Source organism: Burkholderiales bacterium (assembly GCA_023511995.1).
Classification (GTDB): Bacteria; Pseudomonadota; Gammaproteobacteria; order Burkholderiales; family Thiobacteraceae; genus Thiobacter.
The window spans coordinates 1-16241 of sequence record JAIMAL010000003.1 but is presented as its reverse complement, the minus strand read 5'-3'; the positions used below and the strand labels follow the sequence as shown (position 1 = coordinate 16241).

Genomic DNA, 16241 nt, shown 5'->3' with positions numbered 1-16241 from the left:
GCATGGAGGGCTCTAAGGCGCGTGCCGTCCGGTCAGACGCGGCACTCTTCCGCGTACTGCACTTCGCCGGTTTCGTCCACACTTTCCAGATAGACGTCGTAACCCCAGAGGCGCGCCACGTGTTTGAGCATCTCCGGCGTGCTGTCACCCAGGGGACGGCGGTCGTGCATGAAATGACGCAGGGTGAGGGAGCGGTCACCGTAGAGGTCCACCTCCCACACCTGGATGTTGGGCTCGCGGTGGCCGAGGTTGTATTGATCGGCAAGCCAGCGGCGCAGTTGCAGATAACCGGCCTCGTCGTGGATGGCCGCCACCTCCAGTTTTTCCTCCCGGTCATCGTCCACCACGGCGAACAGGCGCATTTCGCGGATGAGATGGGGCGAGAGATACTGGGCGATGAAGCTTTCGTCCTTGAAGTTGCGCATGGCGAAGTCCAGCACTTTGCGCCAGTCACCCCCGGCGATGTCGGGGAACCAGCGCCGGTCTTCCTCGGTGGGGTTTTCGCAGATGCGGCGCAGATCGCGGAACATGTTGAACCCCAGGGCATAGGGATTGATGCCACCGTAGGCGCGGCTGTAGAAGGGCGGCTGATAGACGACGTTGGTGTGGGACTGGAGAAACTCGATCATGAACCCATCGGTAAGCCGCCCCTCGTCGTAAAGGTGATTGAGCAGCGTATAGTGCCAGAAGGTGGCCCAACCCTCGTTCATCACCTGGGTCTGCCGCTGGGGATAGAAATACTGGGCGATTTTGCGCACGATGCGCACGATCTCCCGCTGCCAGGGCGCAAGCCGCGGCGCATGCTTTTCGATGAAGTAGAGCAGATTCTCCTGCGGCTCGGGGGGGAAGCGCTCCGCCTCCTGCTCCCGCTTCGCGGCCTCCCGGGCCGGCAACGTGCGCCACAGGAGGTTCACCTGGGACTGGAGATAGGCTTCCCGCTCCCGCTGGCGCGCCTGCTCCTTGGCCATGGAAAGCCTCGCCGGCCGCTTGTAGCGGTCCACGCCGTAGTTCATCAGGGCGTGGCAGGAATCGAGGATTTCCTCCACCGCCTCCTCGCCATAGCGTTCCTCGCACTCGGCGACGTAATTGCGTGCGAAGACCAGGTAGTCGAGGATGGCCTCGGCATCGGTCCAGGTGCGGAACAGATAGTTGTTCTTGAAGAAAGAATTGTGGCCATAGCAGGCGTGGGCGATGACCAGCGCCTGCATGGTCATGGTGTTCTCCTCCATCAGGTAGGCGATGCAGGGATTGGAGTTGATCACGATCTCGTAGGCAAGCCCCATCTGGCCCCGCTTGTAGCTTTTCTGCGTGGTCATGAAATGCTTGCCGAAGGACCAGTGGTGGTAACCCACGGGCATGCCCACTGAAGAGTAGGCATCGATCATCTGCTCGGAGGTGATCACCTCGATCTGATTGGGATAGGTATCCAGGCCATATTCCGCCGCCACCCGCGCGATTTCCCGGTCATAGGCGCGCAGCAGGTCGAAGTTCCAGTCCGAACCCTCGGAAATGGGGCGGCGTCTGATGGGCGTCTCTTCCTTCATGCCGTGGCCTTTTTCCGGAACAGCTCCCGGAACACCGGATAGATGTCTTCCAGCCGCAGAATGCGCTGCATGGCGAACCGCTGCGGATAGAGGGAATGCACGTACTCGTATTCGTGCCAGAGGCTTTGCGGGTGCTCCGATTCGATCTCCACGTAGGCGTAGTACTGCACCAGGGGCAGGATGGAATGCAAAAGGAGCTCCCGGCAGCGGGGGGAATCGCCTTCCCAGTTGTCACCGTCGGAGGCCTGGGCACAGTAGATGTTCCAGGCCGCGCTGGGGTAACGTTCCCGGATGATCTCGTGCATGAGCTCCAAGGCGCTCGAGACCACCGTTCCGCCGGTCTCGCGGGAATGGAAGAAATCCTCCTCATCCACCTCCATCGCCACCGTGTGATGGCGGATGAAGACGAGATCGATCCGCTCGTAGCTGCGGGTGAGGAAGAGATAAAGCAGCATGAAGAAGCGTTTGGCGATGTCCTTGCGCTGCTCATCCATGGAGCCGGAGACGTCCATGATGCAGAACATCACCGCCTGGCTCGTGGGTTGCGGCTTGTCCACGTGGTGGGCATAGCGCAAATCCCAGGTATCGAGGAAGGGGATGGCCGCCAGCCGCGCCCGCAGGCTTTCCACCTCCTCGCGCAGGGCCTCGGCTTCCGGACTGTCCGCCAGGCCGGAAGCCACCAGTTGTTCCAGCGCCGCCTCCGCCTGCGCCAGGCGTTCCCGCGCGCCCGCCCCCATCGCCAGCCGGCGGCCGATGGCCCGTTTCATGGAGCGCACCACGTGCAGATTGGCCGGATTGCCATGGCTGACGAAGCCGGCGCGCACCCGTTTCACCTCCGGCACGGCGGTGAGCTGTTTTTTCACCATGTCCGGCAGCGCCAGGTCCTCGAAGAAATAGTTCATGAATTCTTCGCGGGACAGCTCGAAGACGAAATCGTCCAGCCCCTCCCCTTCGGGGGAGCCGCCACTGCCGCGGCCGTCACCGCCCGGGGGTCGATCGATGCGATCCCCGGTGACGAATTCGCGGTTGCCGGGATGGACGATCACGCGCCGCCCGCCGGGGCCGTGGTGGAAAATGGGTTCGGACAGATCCTTGGCCGGAATGGAAATCTTCTCGCCCCGTTCGAGATCGGTCACCCCGCGCCCGGAGACCGCTTCCCGCACCGCCTGCCGGATCTGGCTTTTGAAGCGGCGCAAAAACCGCTGCCGGTTGACCGCGCTGCGGTTCTTGCCGGAAAGGCGCCGATCGACGAACTGGCTCATGCCGCCTCCTTGACCTCAAACCCTAAAGCGCGTCTCCCCTGGGGCAGGCGGCTGCGGGTCGCCGGCGTTTTCATCGTCAGCCTCCGCGGCAAAGACGCCGTCAGGACGACTTCCTCGCCCGCAGATACCACTCGGCGAGGAGCCGCACCTGTTTTTCCGTGTAACCCTTGGCCACCATGCGCTGCACGAATTCCTGATGTTTCTTCTGCTCCTCGCTGGAGGCCTTGGTGTTGAAGGAAATGACCGGCAGGAGGTCCTCGGTGCTGGAGAACATCCGCTTTTCGATCACCGCCCGCAGTTTCTCGTAGCTGGTCCAGGCCGGGTTCTTGCCATGGTTGGCCGCCCGCGCCCGCAGCACGAAGTTCACCACCTCGTGGCGGAAGTCCTTGGGATTGGCGATCCCCGCCGGTTTTTCGATTTTCTCCAGTTCGGCGTTGAGCTGCGCCCGGTCGAGGATCTCGCCAGTATCCGGATCGCGGTATTCCTGATCCTGGATCCACATGTCGGCGTAGGTGACGTAGCGGTCGAAAATGTTCTGCCCGTACTCGGAATAGGATTCGAGATAGGCCGTCTGCAGCTCCTTCTCGATGAATTCCACGTAACGGGGCGCCAGGTATTCCTTGATGAAGGCGATGTAGCGGCTTTCCACCTCGGGGGGCAGTTGCTCCTGCTCGATCTGGTTTTCCAGCACGTAAAGAAGATGCACGGGGTTGGCGGCAATTTCGCTGTGATCGAAGTTGAATACCTTGGACAGGATTTTGAAGGCGAAACGGGTGGACACCCCCGTCATGCCCTCATCGACACCGGCGAAGTCGCGGTATTCCTGATAGCTCTTGGCCTTGGGGTCAATGTCCTTCAGGTTCTCACCGTCATAGACCCGCATCTTGCTGTAGATGCTGGAATTCTCCGGCTCCTTGAGCCGGGTCAGCACGGAAAACTGCGCCAGCATTTCCAGTGTGCCCGGTGCGCAGGGCGCCTCGGCAAGGGAGCTGTTGCGCAGGAGCTTCTGGTAAATCTTCACCTCGTCCGACACGCGCAGGCAGTAGGGCACCTTGACGATGTAAATGCGGTCGAGGAAGGCTTCGTTGTTGCGGTTGTTCTTGAAGGCCTGCCATTCGCTCTCGTTGCTGTGGGCGAGCACGATGCCCTCGAAGGGAATGGCGCCAAAGCCCTCCGTGCCCTTGTAGTTGCCCTCCTGCGTGGCGGTGAGCAGGGGATGCAGCACCTTGATGGGCGCCTTGAACATCTCGACGAATTCCAGCAGGCCCTGATTGGCCAGACACAAACCGCCGGAGTAGCTGTAGGCATCGGGGTCGTCCTGGGAGTATTTCTCCAGCTTGCGGATGTCCACCTTGCCCACCAGCGAGGAGATGTCCTGGTTGTTTTCGTCGCCCGGCTCGGTCTTGGCGATGCCCACCTGCCCCAGCACGGACGGCCAGCGCTTCACCACGCGGAATTTGGTGATGTCCCCGTTGAATTCGTGCAGACGCTTCACCGCCCAGGGCGACAGCACCTTGTTGAGATAGCGCCGGGGAATGCCGTATTCCTGCTCCAGGATCTCGCCGTCCTCATCGGCGGAAAAGAGGGCAAGGGGCGAGTCGTTGACCGGCGAGCCCTTGATGGCGTAGAAGGGCACGCGCTCCATGAGATGTTTGAGCTTTTCCGCCAAAGAGCTCTTGCCACCCCCCACCGGCCCCAGCAGGTAGAGAATCTGCTTTTTCTCCTCCAGGCCCTGCGCCGCGTGGCGGAAGTAGGAGACGATCTGCTCGATGGTCTCCTCCATGCCGTAGAAGTCCTTGAAGGCGGGATAGATCTTGATGACCTTGTTGGAGAAGATGCGGGAGAGCCGGGGGTCCTGGCGGGTGTCCACCAGCTCCGGTTCACCGATGGCGGCCAGCATGCGCTCGGCGGCGCTGGCGTAGGCCATGCGGTCTTTTTTGCAGAGCTCGAGATACTCGTCGAGGGAGTACTCCTCCTCCTCTCGACGGTAGCGGGCGATGTACTGGTTGATCAGGCTCATGGGCACCCCCGATGCACGATGTAAGACCGACGCCGAAACCCTGACGACAAACCCTGCCGTCCTGCGGGACTCTGGCACCGATCCTTGGACCGGGCCGAAGGGGATTGGTGCCATGCACCCACGTTTCGATTATCGGCCAAAACGGCCGGACCTTGATCGAAAATTTTCTGATGGCCCCTGACGGCCCGTTCATGGTGCCCGCCGCCGTCTCACTCCCGAATGCGCGCACCGGAACGGTTGAGGAGATACACCACCGCCCGCTCCACCTCTTCGTCGGTCAAGGCCGGATTGCCGCCGCGGGGCGGCATGCCGCGGATGCCGCGGATCGCCATTTTCACCATCATGCGCTTGCCCTCGCGGATGCGGGGCGCCCAGGCCTTTTTGTCGCCGATGCGGGGGGCCCCCGCCGCGCCCGTGTCATGGCAGGCGGCACAGGTTTCCCGGTAGACCTGCTCTCCCCCTTTTCCCCTCCTCCGCGGCAGCCAAGCTTCCCGCAAGGAGCAGCAAAGCCAACACGGTTACGCGCAGCATCAGATGGACTCCTCTCACCCCTGCCCACCCCGAGATCAGGCACGGCAGTCAAAATGGTTTCCACAACAACAAGGAGGCAGCGTGAGCTTCGAGGCTTGTCGCCGAAGGCCACACCTCCCATAATCGTACCAGGAGATCTGGCATGAAAGGTTTGCATCTGGAAGAAGCGGGAGAGGTAGCGGAACGCTACGCCGTGGTCTATGCGCCCGGCAAAAACCGCAAGCGCTTTGCCGAAAACTGCGTGTACGTGAAGGAAAGCGAGGCGCAGGCGCGCAGGGAGGCCGACCCCGCCCGCGGGCGCTTCGCCGCCGTGGTCATCGGTCCTTCCCGTTCCAGCGAGGGCTTCCGCCTCTACTACCTCAAGGCATGGCTCGACTGATCCGGCCCCTTGCCCGCATCGTCCTTGCGTTCCTGCTCCTTACCGCCGCTTCTGCCTGGGCGACGGGCGCGGACCCGGCCATCAACGCACCCTTCCGCGATCCCGACTTCCGCGAATGGGTGGAACGTTTCGAACGGGAAGGGCGCGAGGTCTATGACCGGCGCCATGCCATCGTCGAAGCCACGGGGGTGAAACCGGGCATGGCCGTGGCCGATGTGGGCGCGGGCACGGGACTGTTCACCCTGCTTTTCGCCAGGCGTGTGAATCCGGGGTCCGTCTATGCGGTGGACATCTCCCGTCCCTTCGTCGAAGCCATCCTGCGCCGGGCGCGCGAGGCGGGGCTTGGCAACATCAGGGGTGTGGTGAACACTCAGGAGGACAGCGGGCTTGCCCCCGCCTCCATCGATCTTGCCTTCGTCTGCGATACCTACCACCACTTCGAGGCGCCGCAGGCCATGCTGGCCTCGCTCCACCGGGCGCTGCGCCCCGGCGGCAGCCTGGTGATCGTAGATTTCCAGCGCATTCCCGGCACAAGCTCCCGCTGGGTGCTGGACCACGTGCGCGCCGGCAAGGAGACCGTGATCGCGGAGGTCACCGCCGCCGGCTTTCGTCTGGTGGAGGACCGGCCCCTGTTGCGGGACAACTACTTCCTGCGTTTCGTCCGGGAGCCCTGAAGCCGTCGAGGCTTCGACGCAGGCCGTCATCCCGGTGACACCCACGCCGCGCCCCACCACGGACAGACGGCCTTGGACGGCCTTCGGCAGGCGGGCATTGTTCTTGCAGCGGCCACCGCAGGTCTCCTCCGCCTGCTGGCCATGTTCCGCCCCCCCACGCTGCGTGAGCTTTTCCTTGCCGCCTTCCTCGCCGGCCTCCTGCTGCCCCTGATCCCCTTCGCGGTGGGGTTTCCGGGCCTGGCCTCGGCTGGCGCGCTGCCCCTCTGGCTGGGGCTCGCCCTTGCCGCCGCCACGGGGGGCGCGCTTGCCGCCTGGGGCCTCTCGGCATTGCTCAAGCGCAGCCTCACCGTGGTGGAGGAAGCGATGCGGGCAGAAAACCCCGAGGCATGCCGGCATAAGCTCGCCACCCTGCCCGCCTGGGCTCCCGCCGAGGTGCATGCCCTGCAGCAGGGGTTGGCGCGGCTTGCCCGGCAGGTGGAGGCGCGCCTTGCTCAACAGCTCGCCCACAGCGAAGAGCTGCGGCAGCGGCTGGAGGAAGCCAGCCGCAACCTCGCGGTCGCCAATGAAGCGCTCGCCACCCGCGCCTTTACCGATCAGGTCACGGGGCTTGGCAACCGGCGCGCCCTCTGGCGGCGGCTGGCGCACTGGGAACGCGCCGCCCCCGACAGTTATTCCCCCATGCAACTCTTGCTGTTCCGCCTCGAAGACCTCAACACCCTGGAAGCCTGGCTCGGCCCCGAAGCCCAGGACGCGGTGCTGGCCACGGTGGCCCAGCGCCTTGAGCGCGCCGCCCGGCCCCAGGATTTCCTCGTCCGCTACGGCTGCAACGAGTTTCTCCTCCTCATGCGCCGCTGCCCGCCGGAGGTGGCCGCCCAGCGCGCGCAGCAAATCCGCGAAGCCCTGTTGCGGGAGCCCGTCCAGGTCAAGGGCGAAGCCATCCCCCTGAAAATTGCCCTTGGCACCGCCCAACTGGAGGCCCCCCTCAGCCGGCCCGGCTTCGCCCAACTCCTGCGGGTCGCCGCCCAGGCGACCGCAGAGGCGGGGACTGCTTCCTTCCCTGTGGCCGACTGATTCCCCGTCCCGGCGATGAGCCGGGCCCACCTTGTCAAAGGGAAAATCCTCTTCACTGCCCACTGGGGCACTCGTCCTCTCGCTTCTGGTGTGAACGATCGTTCGATATACTGAGCAGGTCACTGCCAAAAGCCTGCACACCATGCCGCCTTCTGCCGAAAAGGATGCCCGCCCCGCGCCACGAGGGGATGCCGACATGGATCGGTTCGTGGCCGGCCTGCTGCGCAAATACCGCGACCGCATCACCGGCCACCTGCACCTTCCGGCGCAGCCCGCCCGTCATGCCGATTTTCCCGAAACCCTCGCCCCGCCCCTGGCCGCGGCGCTTGCGGCGCGGTCCATCGAAAAGCTCTACAGCCACCAGCGGCAGGCCTGGGATCACGTCACCGCCGGCCGCCACACGGTGGTGGTGACCCCCACCGCCTCCGGCAAGAGCCTCTGCTACAACCTGCCGGTGCTGGATGCGGCGCTGAAGACGGGGGCGAAGGCACTTTATGTATTCCCCACCAAGGCGCTGGCCCAGGATCAGGTGGCCGAGCTTCTGGAACTCAACGCCGCCGGCAACCTGGGCGTGCGCGCCTACACCTTCGACGGCGACACCCCGGCCGACGCGCGCAAGGCGGTGCGCACCCGCGGCGACATCGTGGTCACCAACCCGGACATGCTGCACCAGGGCATCCTGCCCCACCACACCAAATGGGCCCAGTTCTTCGAAAGCCTCAAATACGTGGTGATCGACGAGATGCACCTCTACCGCGGCGTGTTCGGCTCCCACGTGGCCAATGTAATCCGCCGTTTGTGGCGCGTCTGCCGTTTCTACGGCGCAGAGCCGGTGTTCATCCTTACCTCCGCCACCCTTGCCAATCCCCAGGAACTGGCGGAGGCCCTGATCGGGGCACCGGTGACCCTGGTGGCGGAAAGCGGTGCGCCCCAGGGGGAGAAACACATCCTGTTGTGGAACCCGCCGGTGATCAATGCGGATCTGGGCTTGCGCGCTTCCAGCCGTTCCCAGAGCACGCGGCTGGCGCGGCTGGCGGTGAAGGCAGGTTTCAAGACCATCGTTTTCGCCAATTCCAGGCTATTGGTGGAGGTGCTCACCAAATACCTGAAGGACGTCTTCGACCGCGATCCGCGGCGTCCACCGCGGGTGGCGGCCTACCGCGGCGGCTACCTGCCGCTGGAGCGCCGCGCCGCGGAAAAAGACCTCCGCGCCGGCCGTCTCGATTGCGTCATCGCCACCTCGGCGCTGGAACTGGGCGTGGACATCGGCGCCCTCGATGTGTGTGTGCTCAATGGCTATCCCGGCACCATCGCCGCCACCTGGCAGCGTCTGGGCCGGGCCGGACGGCGTCAGCGCACCGCCCTTGGCGTGCTGGTGGCGGGAAGCGATCCCCTCGACCAGTACGTGGTGCGGCACCCGGAATTCTTTTTCGGTCAGTCACCGGAACATGGGCGCATCGACCCCGATTCCCTGCTCATCCTCATGGATCACGTGCGCTGCGCCGCCTTCGAACTACCCTTCGTGGTGGGCGAGCGCTTCGGCAGGGAAAAGCTGGAAGACCTCCTCGCCTGGCTGGAGGAGCAGGGTGTGCTGCACCGTGAAGGCAGCCAGTGGCACTGGATGGCGGACAGCTATCCGGCCAACACCGTTTCCCTGCGCAGCGTGGCGGAGGGCAATTTCGTCGTCGTGGACTTAAGCGAAGGCCGACAGGAGGTGATCGCCGAAGTGGACTACACCTCCGCCCCCCTCACCCTCTTCGAAGGCGCGATCTACATGGTGCAGGCCGTGCCCTATCAGGTGGAACGCCTGGACTGGCAGGGGCGCAAGGCCTTCGTCCGCCGCACCCGCGCCGATTACTACACCGACGCCATCGACTACACCCGCCTGAAAATCCTGGACACCTTCGAGAAAGCCGGCAGCGCCGCGCGGGGGGAAGTGCATCTGGTGCGGCGCGTGGCGGGCTACAAAAAAATCCGCTACTACACCCACGAGAACGTGGGCTATGGCAACGTCAATCTCCCCGACCAGGAAATGCACACGACGGCGGTGTGGTGGACGCTCGATCCCGAGTGCCTGGCGAAAGGCTTTGCCCACCGCTGGCAGGCGCTGGATGGCTTCCTCGGTGCGGCCTATGCGATGCACCACGTGGCCGCCCTGCTCACCATGGCCGAACCGCGGGACCTGGGCCGCGCCGTGGGGGATGCCGGCAGCACCTGGTTCGCCACCGTGGGCCCGGATGGCCGGGGAGTGCCCCAAAGCCACAGTGGAGGCGAGCTCGACCCCGACAGCCTGGGCCGGGAATTCCGGCCCACCGTCTTCCTCTACGACAACTATCCCGGCGGCATCGGCCTGTCGGCCCCGCTATTCGATTTCCGCCGGGAGGTGATCCACCGCGCCCGGGAGCTGGTCGCGGCCTGCGGCTGCACCTCCGGCTGCCCCTCCTGCATCGGCCCCATTCTCGCCAGCGACGAGGTGCGGGGGTATTCCCCCAAACAGGCGGCCGCCCAAGTGCTGGCGCTGTTGGCGGAGGAAGGACGGTGATGCGGGGCGTTTCCCCTGCCCTGATGCGGGGACGATGATGCGACCGCAAGGCTTTGCTCCATGAACCTGCGTGAGCGCCTAAAGAAGTTGCAGGGCCAGAGAGGCTTCGCCGCTTCCCCCTCGCAGCCCACCCTCGCCGAACGCCTGGCGCGGCACGAGCGGCGGCCTTCGCCCCTGAACGAGGCGGAAGTGGCCGAGAAATTGGGCGGCGAAGTCATCGAGCGCGGGCTCATTCTCATCGAACGCACCTTCCCCTTAAACTTCGTCCATGGGGACATCACCCTCGACGAAATGCTCAAGGCGCCGCTGGCTGTGATCGGGGGCGACAGGGTCGAGCCGGAGGCACTTCTCTTTCTCGATACCGAGACCACGGGGCTTGCCGGTGGCACCGGCACGCTGCCCTTCCTTCTGGGCCTGGCCCGCATCGAGGGCAATACCCTGCGCCTGTGCCAGTTCTTCCTCACCGGCTTCACGGGCGAGGCAGCCATGCTGGAGGCCGCGCGGCGCTTTGGTGAAAAGGCAGCGCAGCTCGTGAGCTTCAACGGCAAGGCCTTCGACGTTCCCCTGCTTGCCACCCGTTACCGCCTGGCGCGCCGCGCCGACCCCTTCTCGCGGCTGAATCATCTGGACTTGCTCCACCCCACGCGCACCGCATTCGCGCGCACCTGGCCGGACTGCCGCCTGCAGACGGCGGAGCAGCGGCTGCTGGGCTTTTACCGCAAAGACGATCTGCCGGGTGCGCTCGTGCCCCAAGTGTGGTTCGATTTCGTGCGCCGCGGGGATTTCGCCCGGGTGCCGGCCATCGTGCAACACAACCGCTGGGACCTGATGAGCCTTGCCGCCTTGGCAGCGCGGCTTGCCGCCCTTTTTCAGCATCCCGATCATGCCGAGGCGGATGTGCTCGCCATCGCCCGTGCCTTCCGCCGCCGGGGCGAGGAGGACACAGCCCACGCCCATCTGGCCCGGCGCCGCGAGGCGCTGACGGTGTCGGGGCTCATGGAACTTTCGCAATTGCACCGCCGACGGGGCGAATGGGAGAAAGCGGTGGCCATCTGGGAAAAGCTTGCCGCGGGGGGTTGTCTGCCCGCCATGGAGGCGCTTGCCAAATACCACGAACACATCAGCCGCAACCTCCCCGAGGCGCTGCGCCTTGCCCGGTTGCTGGTCAGCCGGCGGCCGGAGGATCCGGCTTTCGCGCGGCGCTTTACGCGGCTTTCCCGCCGTCTTGACCGTTAGAACACTCGTCCAGTTTCCAGTAGCGCAAGAACAGGCGCCCGCCGCGCTGGATTTTTTCCGGGCCGCGGTCGGCGAAAGCCAGAATGCGCGCCACCTGCGCATCGTCGAGGAAGGGCCGGCCCTCGCGCCACGGCAGGGTGGAAAGCTCGATGATCCATCGGCCCGCCTCATCGCGGCGGCCGAAGGAAAGGTCGAAATCCAGCACGGCGATGAGCTGCTCCCGGGTGAAACCCTTGAGCTCGGCGAGAAGGGCGAGACTCTCCGCCCGCTGGGTGGTGCCGTAACGGTCCCGCACATAGGCGAAATAGGGACCGACGCGGAGCAGATAGCCGCGGCATTCATCCCCACCCGCCACCCCCACCTGCACATCGTGGAAACGCAGCGCCAGCACGCCGCCCTCGGCGCCGGCCAGCCGCTCCCAGCGCGCCGTCTCCCGCCCATCGAGACAGAATTCCCGCAGCCCCCCTTCCTCCACGCGCAGCCGCCGCAGAAAAGGCTGCCCCCGTTGGGGACAATAATCCACCTGGCGGCGGCGATGGAGGACATCCCCGGCGGCAATGCACGCTCCCGCCACCCCACCCTGATGGGCGAGGATCATGAGCTCATCATCGCTCAAGTCGGCAAAGCCCCGGCGCGCGGAGAAATCCGGCCGACTCGCCGGAATGTCCACCATGGCGTGCAGGCGCGTCGTCTGCAGCCAGAGGCTGCGGGTATCCGGTGTCTGTTTGCGCCAGGCGCCGACATAGGCGGCCGGCACGTCCGTATTGTTGGCGGGAAGCTTGAGGCTCATGGGATCAGGTGAGGGCAAAAGCCAATACTACCGGCATGACCGCCAGTGACGCCAGGTTTCCCAGCAGGACGATGGAGGCCACCTTTTCCGGCTCCTGGCCATATTGCTCCGCCATCAGATAGTTGAGCACGGCGGGCGGCAGCGCGCCGAAGACGAGGAGAATCGCCCGCTCCCGCGACGAAAGCGGCACCAGTGCATCGATGACAAGGACCATCATCAACCCCGTTGCCGGCGCCATGAGCCCGCTCAAGGCACCGATGCGCCAATCCCTGAAGGAAACCTGATTGAGGCGCACCCCCAGGCTGAAGAGGAGCATGGGAATGGAGGCATCCCCCAGCATCCTGATCGCCGTGTAGAAGGGCGGCCACAGCGCCTGTCCGGAGAAACTCACCGCCATACCGAGGAGGGTGGCGATCATCACCGGCGTTTTCATGAGCTCAACCAGACCCATGCGATGGGCGAGCAGATAGGGGCCGAGGGAGAAATGCAGCACCATCTCGGTGAGGAAGAGGACAATCGCCGCCGGCAATGCCGCCTCGCCGAAGGCCAGCACGATGAGCGGGATGCCCATGTTACCGGAGTTGTTGAACATCATGGGCGGCACGAAGGTCTTCGCCTCCACCCCGGCAAGGCGTGCCACCGGCCACGCCAGGAGCCCCGAGCCGAGGATCACCGCCGCACCGGCAGCCGCCAAGGGCCAGTAATGCGCCAAATCGAAGGATTTGGACGCCAGCGCGGCGAACACCAGCGCCGGCACCAGCACGTCCATGCTGATCTGGTTGGTGACCTGGATGTCCGGCCGCTTGAGGCGCCCATACCACCAGCCGATGCCGATGATGGCGAAGACGGGGAAGACGATGGAGAGAATGCGCAGCGCAAGCATCGGCGCATTTTACCCGGACGGGTGGCGGGAGACGGGAAAGAGCGAAGATCCCCCTCAACGAAAATCCCGCGACCTGGCCTCCAGTTGCCCCAGCAGTGCGCTGTAGTCCACCAGATGTTGGGCGATGAGGTGGACCACCTCCGCCTGCCGTTCCAGGCGCCCAAAGACACCCAGCAGGCTTGCGTGCAGCAGCTCGCGCCGCTGGCGTTCGGCGAGTTGACGCCACACCACCACGTTCACGTAGCCGGTCTCATCTTCCAGGGTCATGAAGATCACGCCGCTGGCGGTATCCGGCCGCTGACGGTTGATGACCAGCCCCACGGCGCGAGCCCATCTGCCGTGGGGCAGGCGGCGGATTTCCTCCGCGGTGAGCATACGCCGCCTGCGGAAGGCATCCCGCAACAGGGCGAGGGGATGACGCCCCAGGGTGAATCCCAGGCTCGCATAATCGGCCACCAGGTTCTCGGCCTCGGTGGGCGCGGGCAATGCCACCTTCTCCTCCGCCGTTTCCACCGGCTGAAAGAGGGGCGGTCGGTCCCCGATGCCGGCCACTTCCCAATGGGCGGTGTGACGATGACCGGCGAGGGAATCCAGGGCGCCGGCCGCCGCCAGCGCCTTGAGATCACGCCGATCGAGCGCCGCCCGCCGGGCCAGGTCCTCGATACTGGTGAAAGGGGCGAGGGCACGCGCCCGCATGAGCCGCTCCCCCCCCTCGCGGGAGAACCCTTTGACGAGACAAAGCCCCAGCCGCAGGGCGGGGGGCTTTCCCGGCGAAGGGGTTGGAGGTTCCAGGGAACACTCCCAGCCGCTCGCCATCACATCCACCGGCCGCACCTCCACACCGTGCCGCCGCGCATCCTGCACGAGCTGCGCGGGTGCATAAAAGCCCATGGGCTGGCTGTTGAGCAGGGCGCAGGTGAAGGCCGCAGGTTCATGGCATTTGAGCCAGGCGGAGACATACACCAGAAGGGCGAAGCTCGCCGCGTGGGATTCGGGAAAGCCGTATTCGCCGAAGCCCAGGATCTGCTGAAAAATCTGGCGCGCGAAATCTTCCGTGTAGCCGCGCGCACGCATGCCGGAAATCAGGCGCTGCTCGAAATGTTTGAGGCCACCCCGCCTACGCCAGGCGGCCATGGAGCGGCGCAGCTGATCCGCCTCGCCGGGGGTGAAGCCTGCGGCGACCATGGCGATCTGCATCACCTGCTCCTGAAAAATGGGCACGCCGAGCGTGCGCTCCAGCACCGATTGCACTGCCTCGGAAGGATAGCTCACCGGCTCCAGCCCCTGCCGCCGGCGCAGATAGGGATGCACCATGCCGCCCTGGATGGGCCCCGGCCGCACGATGGCCACCTCGATCACCAGGTCGTAGAAGCAGCGCGGTTTCATGCGCGGCAGCATGGCCATCTGCGCCCGCGATTCGATCTGGAACACGCCCATGGTGTCGGCGCGCTGGATCATGTCATACACCTGCGGGTCTTCGGCGGGAATGTCGGCCAGGGTGAAGGGTCTGCCGCGGCGGGCGCTCACCAGCTCCAGCGCCCGGCGGAGGGCGGAGAGCATGCCCAAGGCCAGCACGTCGATCTTGAGCAGGCCCAGGGCGTCGAGGTCATCCTTGTCCCACTGGATCACAGTGCGGCCGGGCATGGCCGCATTCTCGATGGGCACCAGCCGCGACAGGGGGCCGCGGCTGATGACGAAGCCGCCCACATGCTGCGACAGGTGGCGGGGAAAACCCACCAGTTCGTTGACCAGCTTCATGAGCTGGCGCAGGCGGGGATGGTCCGGATCGAAGCCCGCCTCCCGCAAGCGCTCCGGCAGTACCTGCCTGCCATCCCACCAGGCCACACTGCGGGCGAGACGATCCACCTGGTCGGGATCGAGCCCCAGCGCACGGCCCACATCCCGTAGCGCGCTCTTCGGTCGATAGGAGATCACCGCCGCTGCCAGCGCGGCGCGCTCACGGCCGTATTTCGCGTAGAGATACTGGATGACCTCCTCGCGCCGCTCGTGCTCGAAATCCACGTCGATGTCCGGCGGCTCATTGCGCTCGCGGGAGAGGAAACGCTCGAAGAGCATCTCCATGCGCGCCGGATCCACTTCGGTGATGCCCAGTGCGTAGCAGACGGCGGAATTGGCCGCACTGCCGCGGCCCTGGCAGAGAATGCCGCGGCTGCGGGCAAAGCGCACGATATCGTGCACGGTGAGAAAATAGGGCTCGTACTGCAACTCACGGATGAGGGCAAGCTCATGCGCCACCAGCTTGCGCACCTTCTCCGGCACACCGGCGGGATAGCGCCGGGGCCGGACCCTTTGATGTGGCTGCACATGACGCTCGACAGGCTCCTCTCCCGCGACATAGGGAAACCCATCTCCTCGCGCAACATCGTGGATATATGCAACTGCGTCGGTAAGACCGTGGTGAGCGGGGGCAAGCGCAGGACGGCCCTCATCGCGCTCGGGCGGCCCTACGACGAGGACTTCATAAACATAAAGGACTGGAACCTCCCGGAGAACAGGGAGAGGACGGGGCCTGATGGGTGGGCCTTTACCTCAAACAACTCTCTGCTTCTGGACTACGGCGACGAGATAGACTACGACTGGTTTGCCGAGAAGCAGATAACCAACGGGGAGCCGGGCTTCGTCTCCCTCCCCATGATGCAGACCTACGGGCGCCTGAAGGACGGGGTTCTCCCGATGGAGCGGAGGGACAACGCCATCCTGTGTAACCCCTGCGCCGAGATATCCCTCGAGAGCGACGAGGTCTGCAACCTGGTCACCGTATCGCCGAGCGCGCACGAGAGCATAGAGGACTTCCTGCGCTCCATAAAGTTCGCCTTCCTCTACGCCAAGACGGTGACGCTCCTTTCCACCCACTGGGAGGCGACGAACGCCGTGCAGATGCGCAACCGGCGCATCGGGTGCTCCGTCTCCGGGCTGGCCCAGTTCGTCGAGGACTACGGCTACCCGACGCTCAGGAAGTGGCTCGACGCCGGGTACAACGAAATACGCCGCAGGGACGCTCAGTACAGCGCCTGGCTCGGTGTCCGGGAGAGCATAAAGGTAACCGCCGTCAAGCCAGAGGGTAGCGCCGCGCTTCTCTCGGGCTCCACCCCCGGCGCGCACTACCCGACGGGGAGAACCTACATCCGCCGCATCCGCTTTAACAACCTCGACCCCCTGGTCGACGTTCTCGCCTCCGCCGGGTATAACGTGGAGCCTGCATACGGCGACGAGAAGCATACCGTGGTCGTGGACTTCCCCGTGCGCGGCCCGCAGATACGTAAGGAGGATGAGGTCTCGGTCTACGAA

The 16241-nt window shown here is 65.1% G+C and carries 12 protein-coding genes; 5 read left to right on the top strand and 7 right to left on the bottom strand.

Annotated features, from left to right (window positions below):
* Positions 1-32 precede the first annotated feature (32 nt).
* From K6T56_02370 to K6T56_02355, 4 genes are all read right to left on the bottom strand, one after another.
* Positions 33-1544 (bottom strand): SpoVR family protein, encoded by a 1512-nt coding sequence (locus tag K6T56_02370; GenBank protein MCL6555188.1) that lies wholly within the window; start codon positions 1542-1544, stop codon positions 33-35.
* Entirely contained in the window at positions 1541-2806 is a 1266-nt protein-coding gene (locus K6T56_02365) for a YeaH/YhbH family protein (protein ID MCL6555187.1), read from the bottom strand. The genes K6T56_02370 and K6T56_02365 overlap by 4 nt, the downstream gene beginning before the upstream one ends.
* Before the next feature lie 100 nt (positions 2807-2906).
* Positions 2907-4826 (bottom strand): PrkA family serine protein kinase, encoded by a 1920-nt coding sequence (locus K6T56_02360; protein MCL6555186.1) that lies wholly within the window; start codon positions 4824-4826, stop codon positions 2907-2909.
* Positions 4827-5035: 209 nt separating this feature from the next.
* Positions 5036-5323, bottom strand: coding sequence for a c-type cytochrome (locus K6T56_02355; protein ID MCL6555185.1), 288 nt, complete (start codon positions 5321-5323; stop codon positions 5036-5038).
* A 176-nt stretch (positions 5324-5499) separates the two neighbouring features.
* Between K6T56_02355 and K6T56_02350 the strand changes: the two genes are divergently transcribed.
* The 5 genes from K6T56_02350 to K6T56_02330 all read left to right on the top strand — a co-directional run bounded on the left by K6T56_02350 (position 5500) and on the right by K6T56_02330 (position 11259).
* Positions 5500-5736, top strand: a complete 237-nt coding sequence (locus tag K6T56_02350; protein MCL6555184.1) for a hypothetical protein — start codon at positions 5500-5502, stop codon at positions 5734-5736.
* Positions 5724-6410 carry a class I SAM-dependent methyltransferase gene (locus K6T56_02345; protein ID MCL6555183.1) on the top strand — a complete coding sequence of 229 codons (687 nt, stop codon included), beginning with the start codon at positions 5724-5726 and terminating at the stop codon, positions 6408-6410. The genes K6T56_02350 and K6T56_02345 overlap by 13 nt, the downstream gene beginning before the upstream one ends.
* Before the next feature lie 72 nt (positions 6411-6482).
* The gene (locus tag K6T56_02340; protein MCL6555182.1) at positions 6483-7481 is read left to right on the top strand and encodes a GGDEF domain-containing protein; all 999 of its coding nucleotides are present in this window, start codon (positions 6483-6485) and stop codon (positions 7479-7481) included.
* A gap of 196 nt (positions 7482-7677) precedes the next feature.
* Entirely contained in the window at positions 7678-10023 is a 2346-nt protein-coding gene (locus tag K6T56_02335) for a DEAD/DEAH box helicase (GenBank protein ID MCL6555181.1), read from the top strand.
* A 60-nt stretch (positions 10024-10083) separates the two neighbouring features.
* Positions 10084-11259, top strand: coding sequence for a ribonuclease H-like domain-containing protein (locus K6T56_02330; GenBank protein ID MCL6555180.1), 1176 nt, complete (start codon positions 10084-10086; stop codon positions 11257-11259).
* Here the strand turns inward: K6T56_02330 and K6T56_02325 are convergent.
* Genes K6T56_02325 through K6T56_02315 form a run of 3 tightly spaced genes read right to left on the bottom strand, consistent with a single transcriptional unit; the run spans position 11228 to position 15467 of the window.
* Complete coding sequence (locus tag K6T56_02325) at positions 11228-12049, bottom strand: hypothetical protein (GenBank protein MCL6555179.1); 822 nt, start codon at positions 12047-12049, stop codon at positions 11228-11230. The genes K6T56_02330 and K6T56_02325 overlap by 32 nt on opposite strands.
* Positions 12050-12053: 4 nt before the next feature.
* Positions 12054-12932, bottom strand: a complete 879-nt coding sequence (locus tag K6T56_02320; GenBank protein ID MCL6555178.1) for an AEC family transporter — start codon at positions 12930-12932, stop codon at positions 12054-12056.
* Positions 12933-12986: 54 nt separating this feature from the next.
* Positions 12987-15467 (bottom strand): error-prone DNA polymerase, encoded by a 2481-nt coding sequence (locus tag K6T56_02315; GenBank protein ID MCL6555177.1) that lies wholly within the window; start codon positions 15465-15467, stop codon positions 12987-12989.
* Positions 15468-16241: the final 774 nt, after the last annotated feature.

Bases quoted from the DNA above. Each gene is read 5' to 3' on its own strand.
- K6T56_02370 (MCL6555188.1), bottom strand. From the start codon at position 1,544: ATGAAGGAAGAGACGCCCATCAGACGCCGCCCCATTTCCGAGGGTTCG.
- K6T56_02350 (MCL6555184.1), top strand. From the start codon at position 5,500: ATGAAAGGTTTGCATCTGGAAGAAGCGGGAGAGGTAGCGGAACGCTAC.
- K6T56_02320 (MCL6555178.1), bottom strand. From the start codon at position 12,932: ATGCTTGCGCTGCGCATTCTCTCCATCGTCTTCCCCGTCTTCGCCATC.
- K6T56_02360 (MCL6555186.1), bottom strand. From the start codon at position 4,826: ATGAGCCTGATCAACCAGTACATCGCCCGCTACCGTCGAGAGGAGGAG.
- K6T56_02330 (MCL6555180.1), top strand. From the start codon at position 10,084: ATGAACCTGCGTGAGCGCCTAAAGAAGTTGCAGGGCCAGAGAGGCTTC.
- K6T56_02365 (MCL6555187.1), bottom strand. From the start codon at position 2,806: ATGAGCCAGTTCGTCGATCGGCGCCTTTCCGGCAAGAACCGCAGCGCG.
- K6T56_02325 (MCL6555179.1), bottom strand. From the start codon at position 12,049: ATGAGCCTCAAGCTTCCCGCCAACAATACGGACGTGCCGGCCGCCTAT.
- K6T56_02335 (MCL6555181.1), top strand. From the start codon at position 7,678: ATGGATCGGTTCGTGGCCGGCCTGCTGCGCAAATACCGCGACCGCATC.
- K6T56_02345 (MCL6555183.1), top strand. From the start codon at position 5,724: ATGGCTCGACTGATCCGGCCCCTTGCCCGCATCGTCCTTGCGTTCCTG.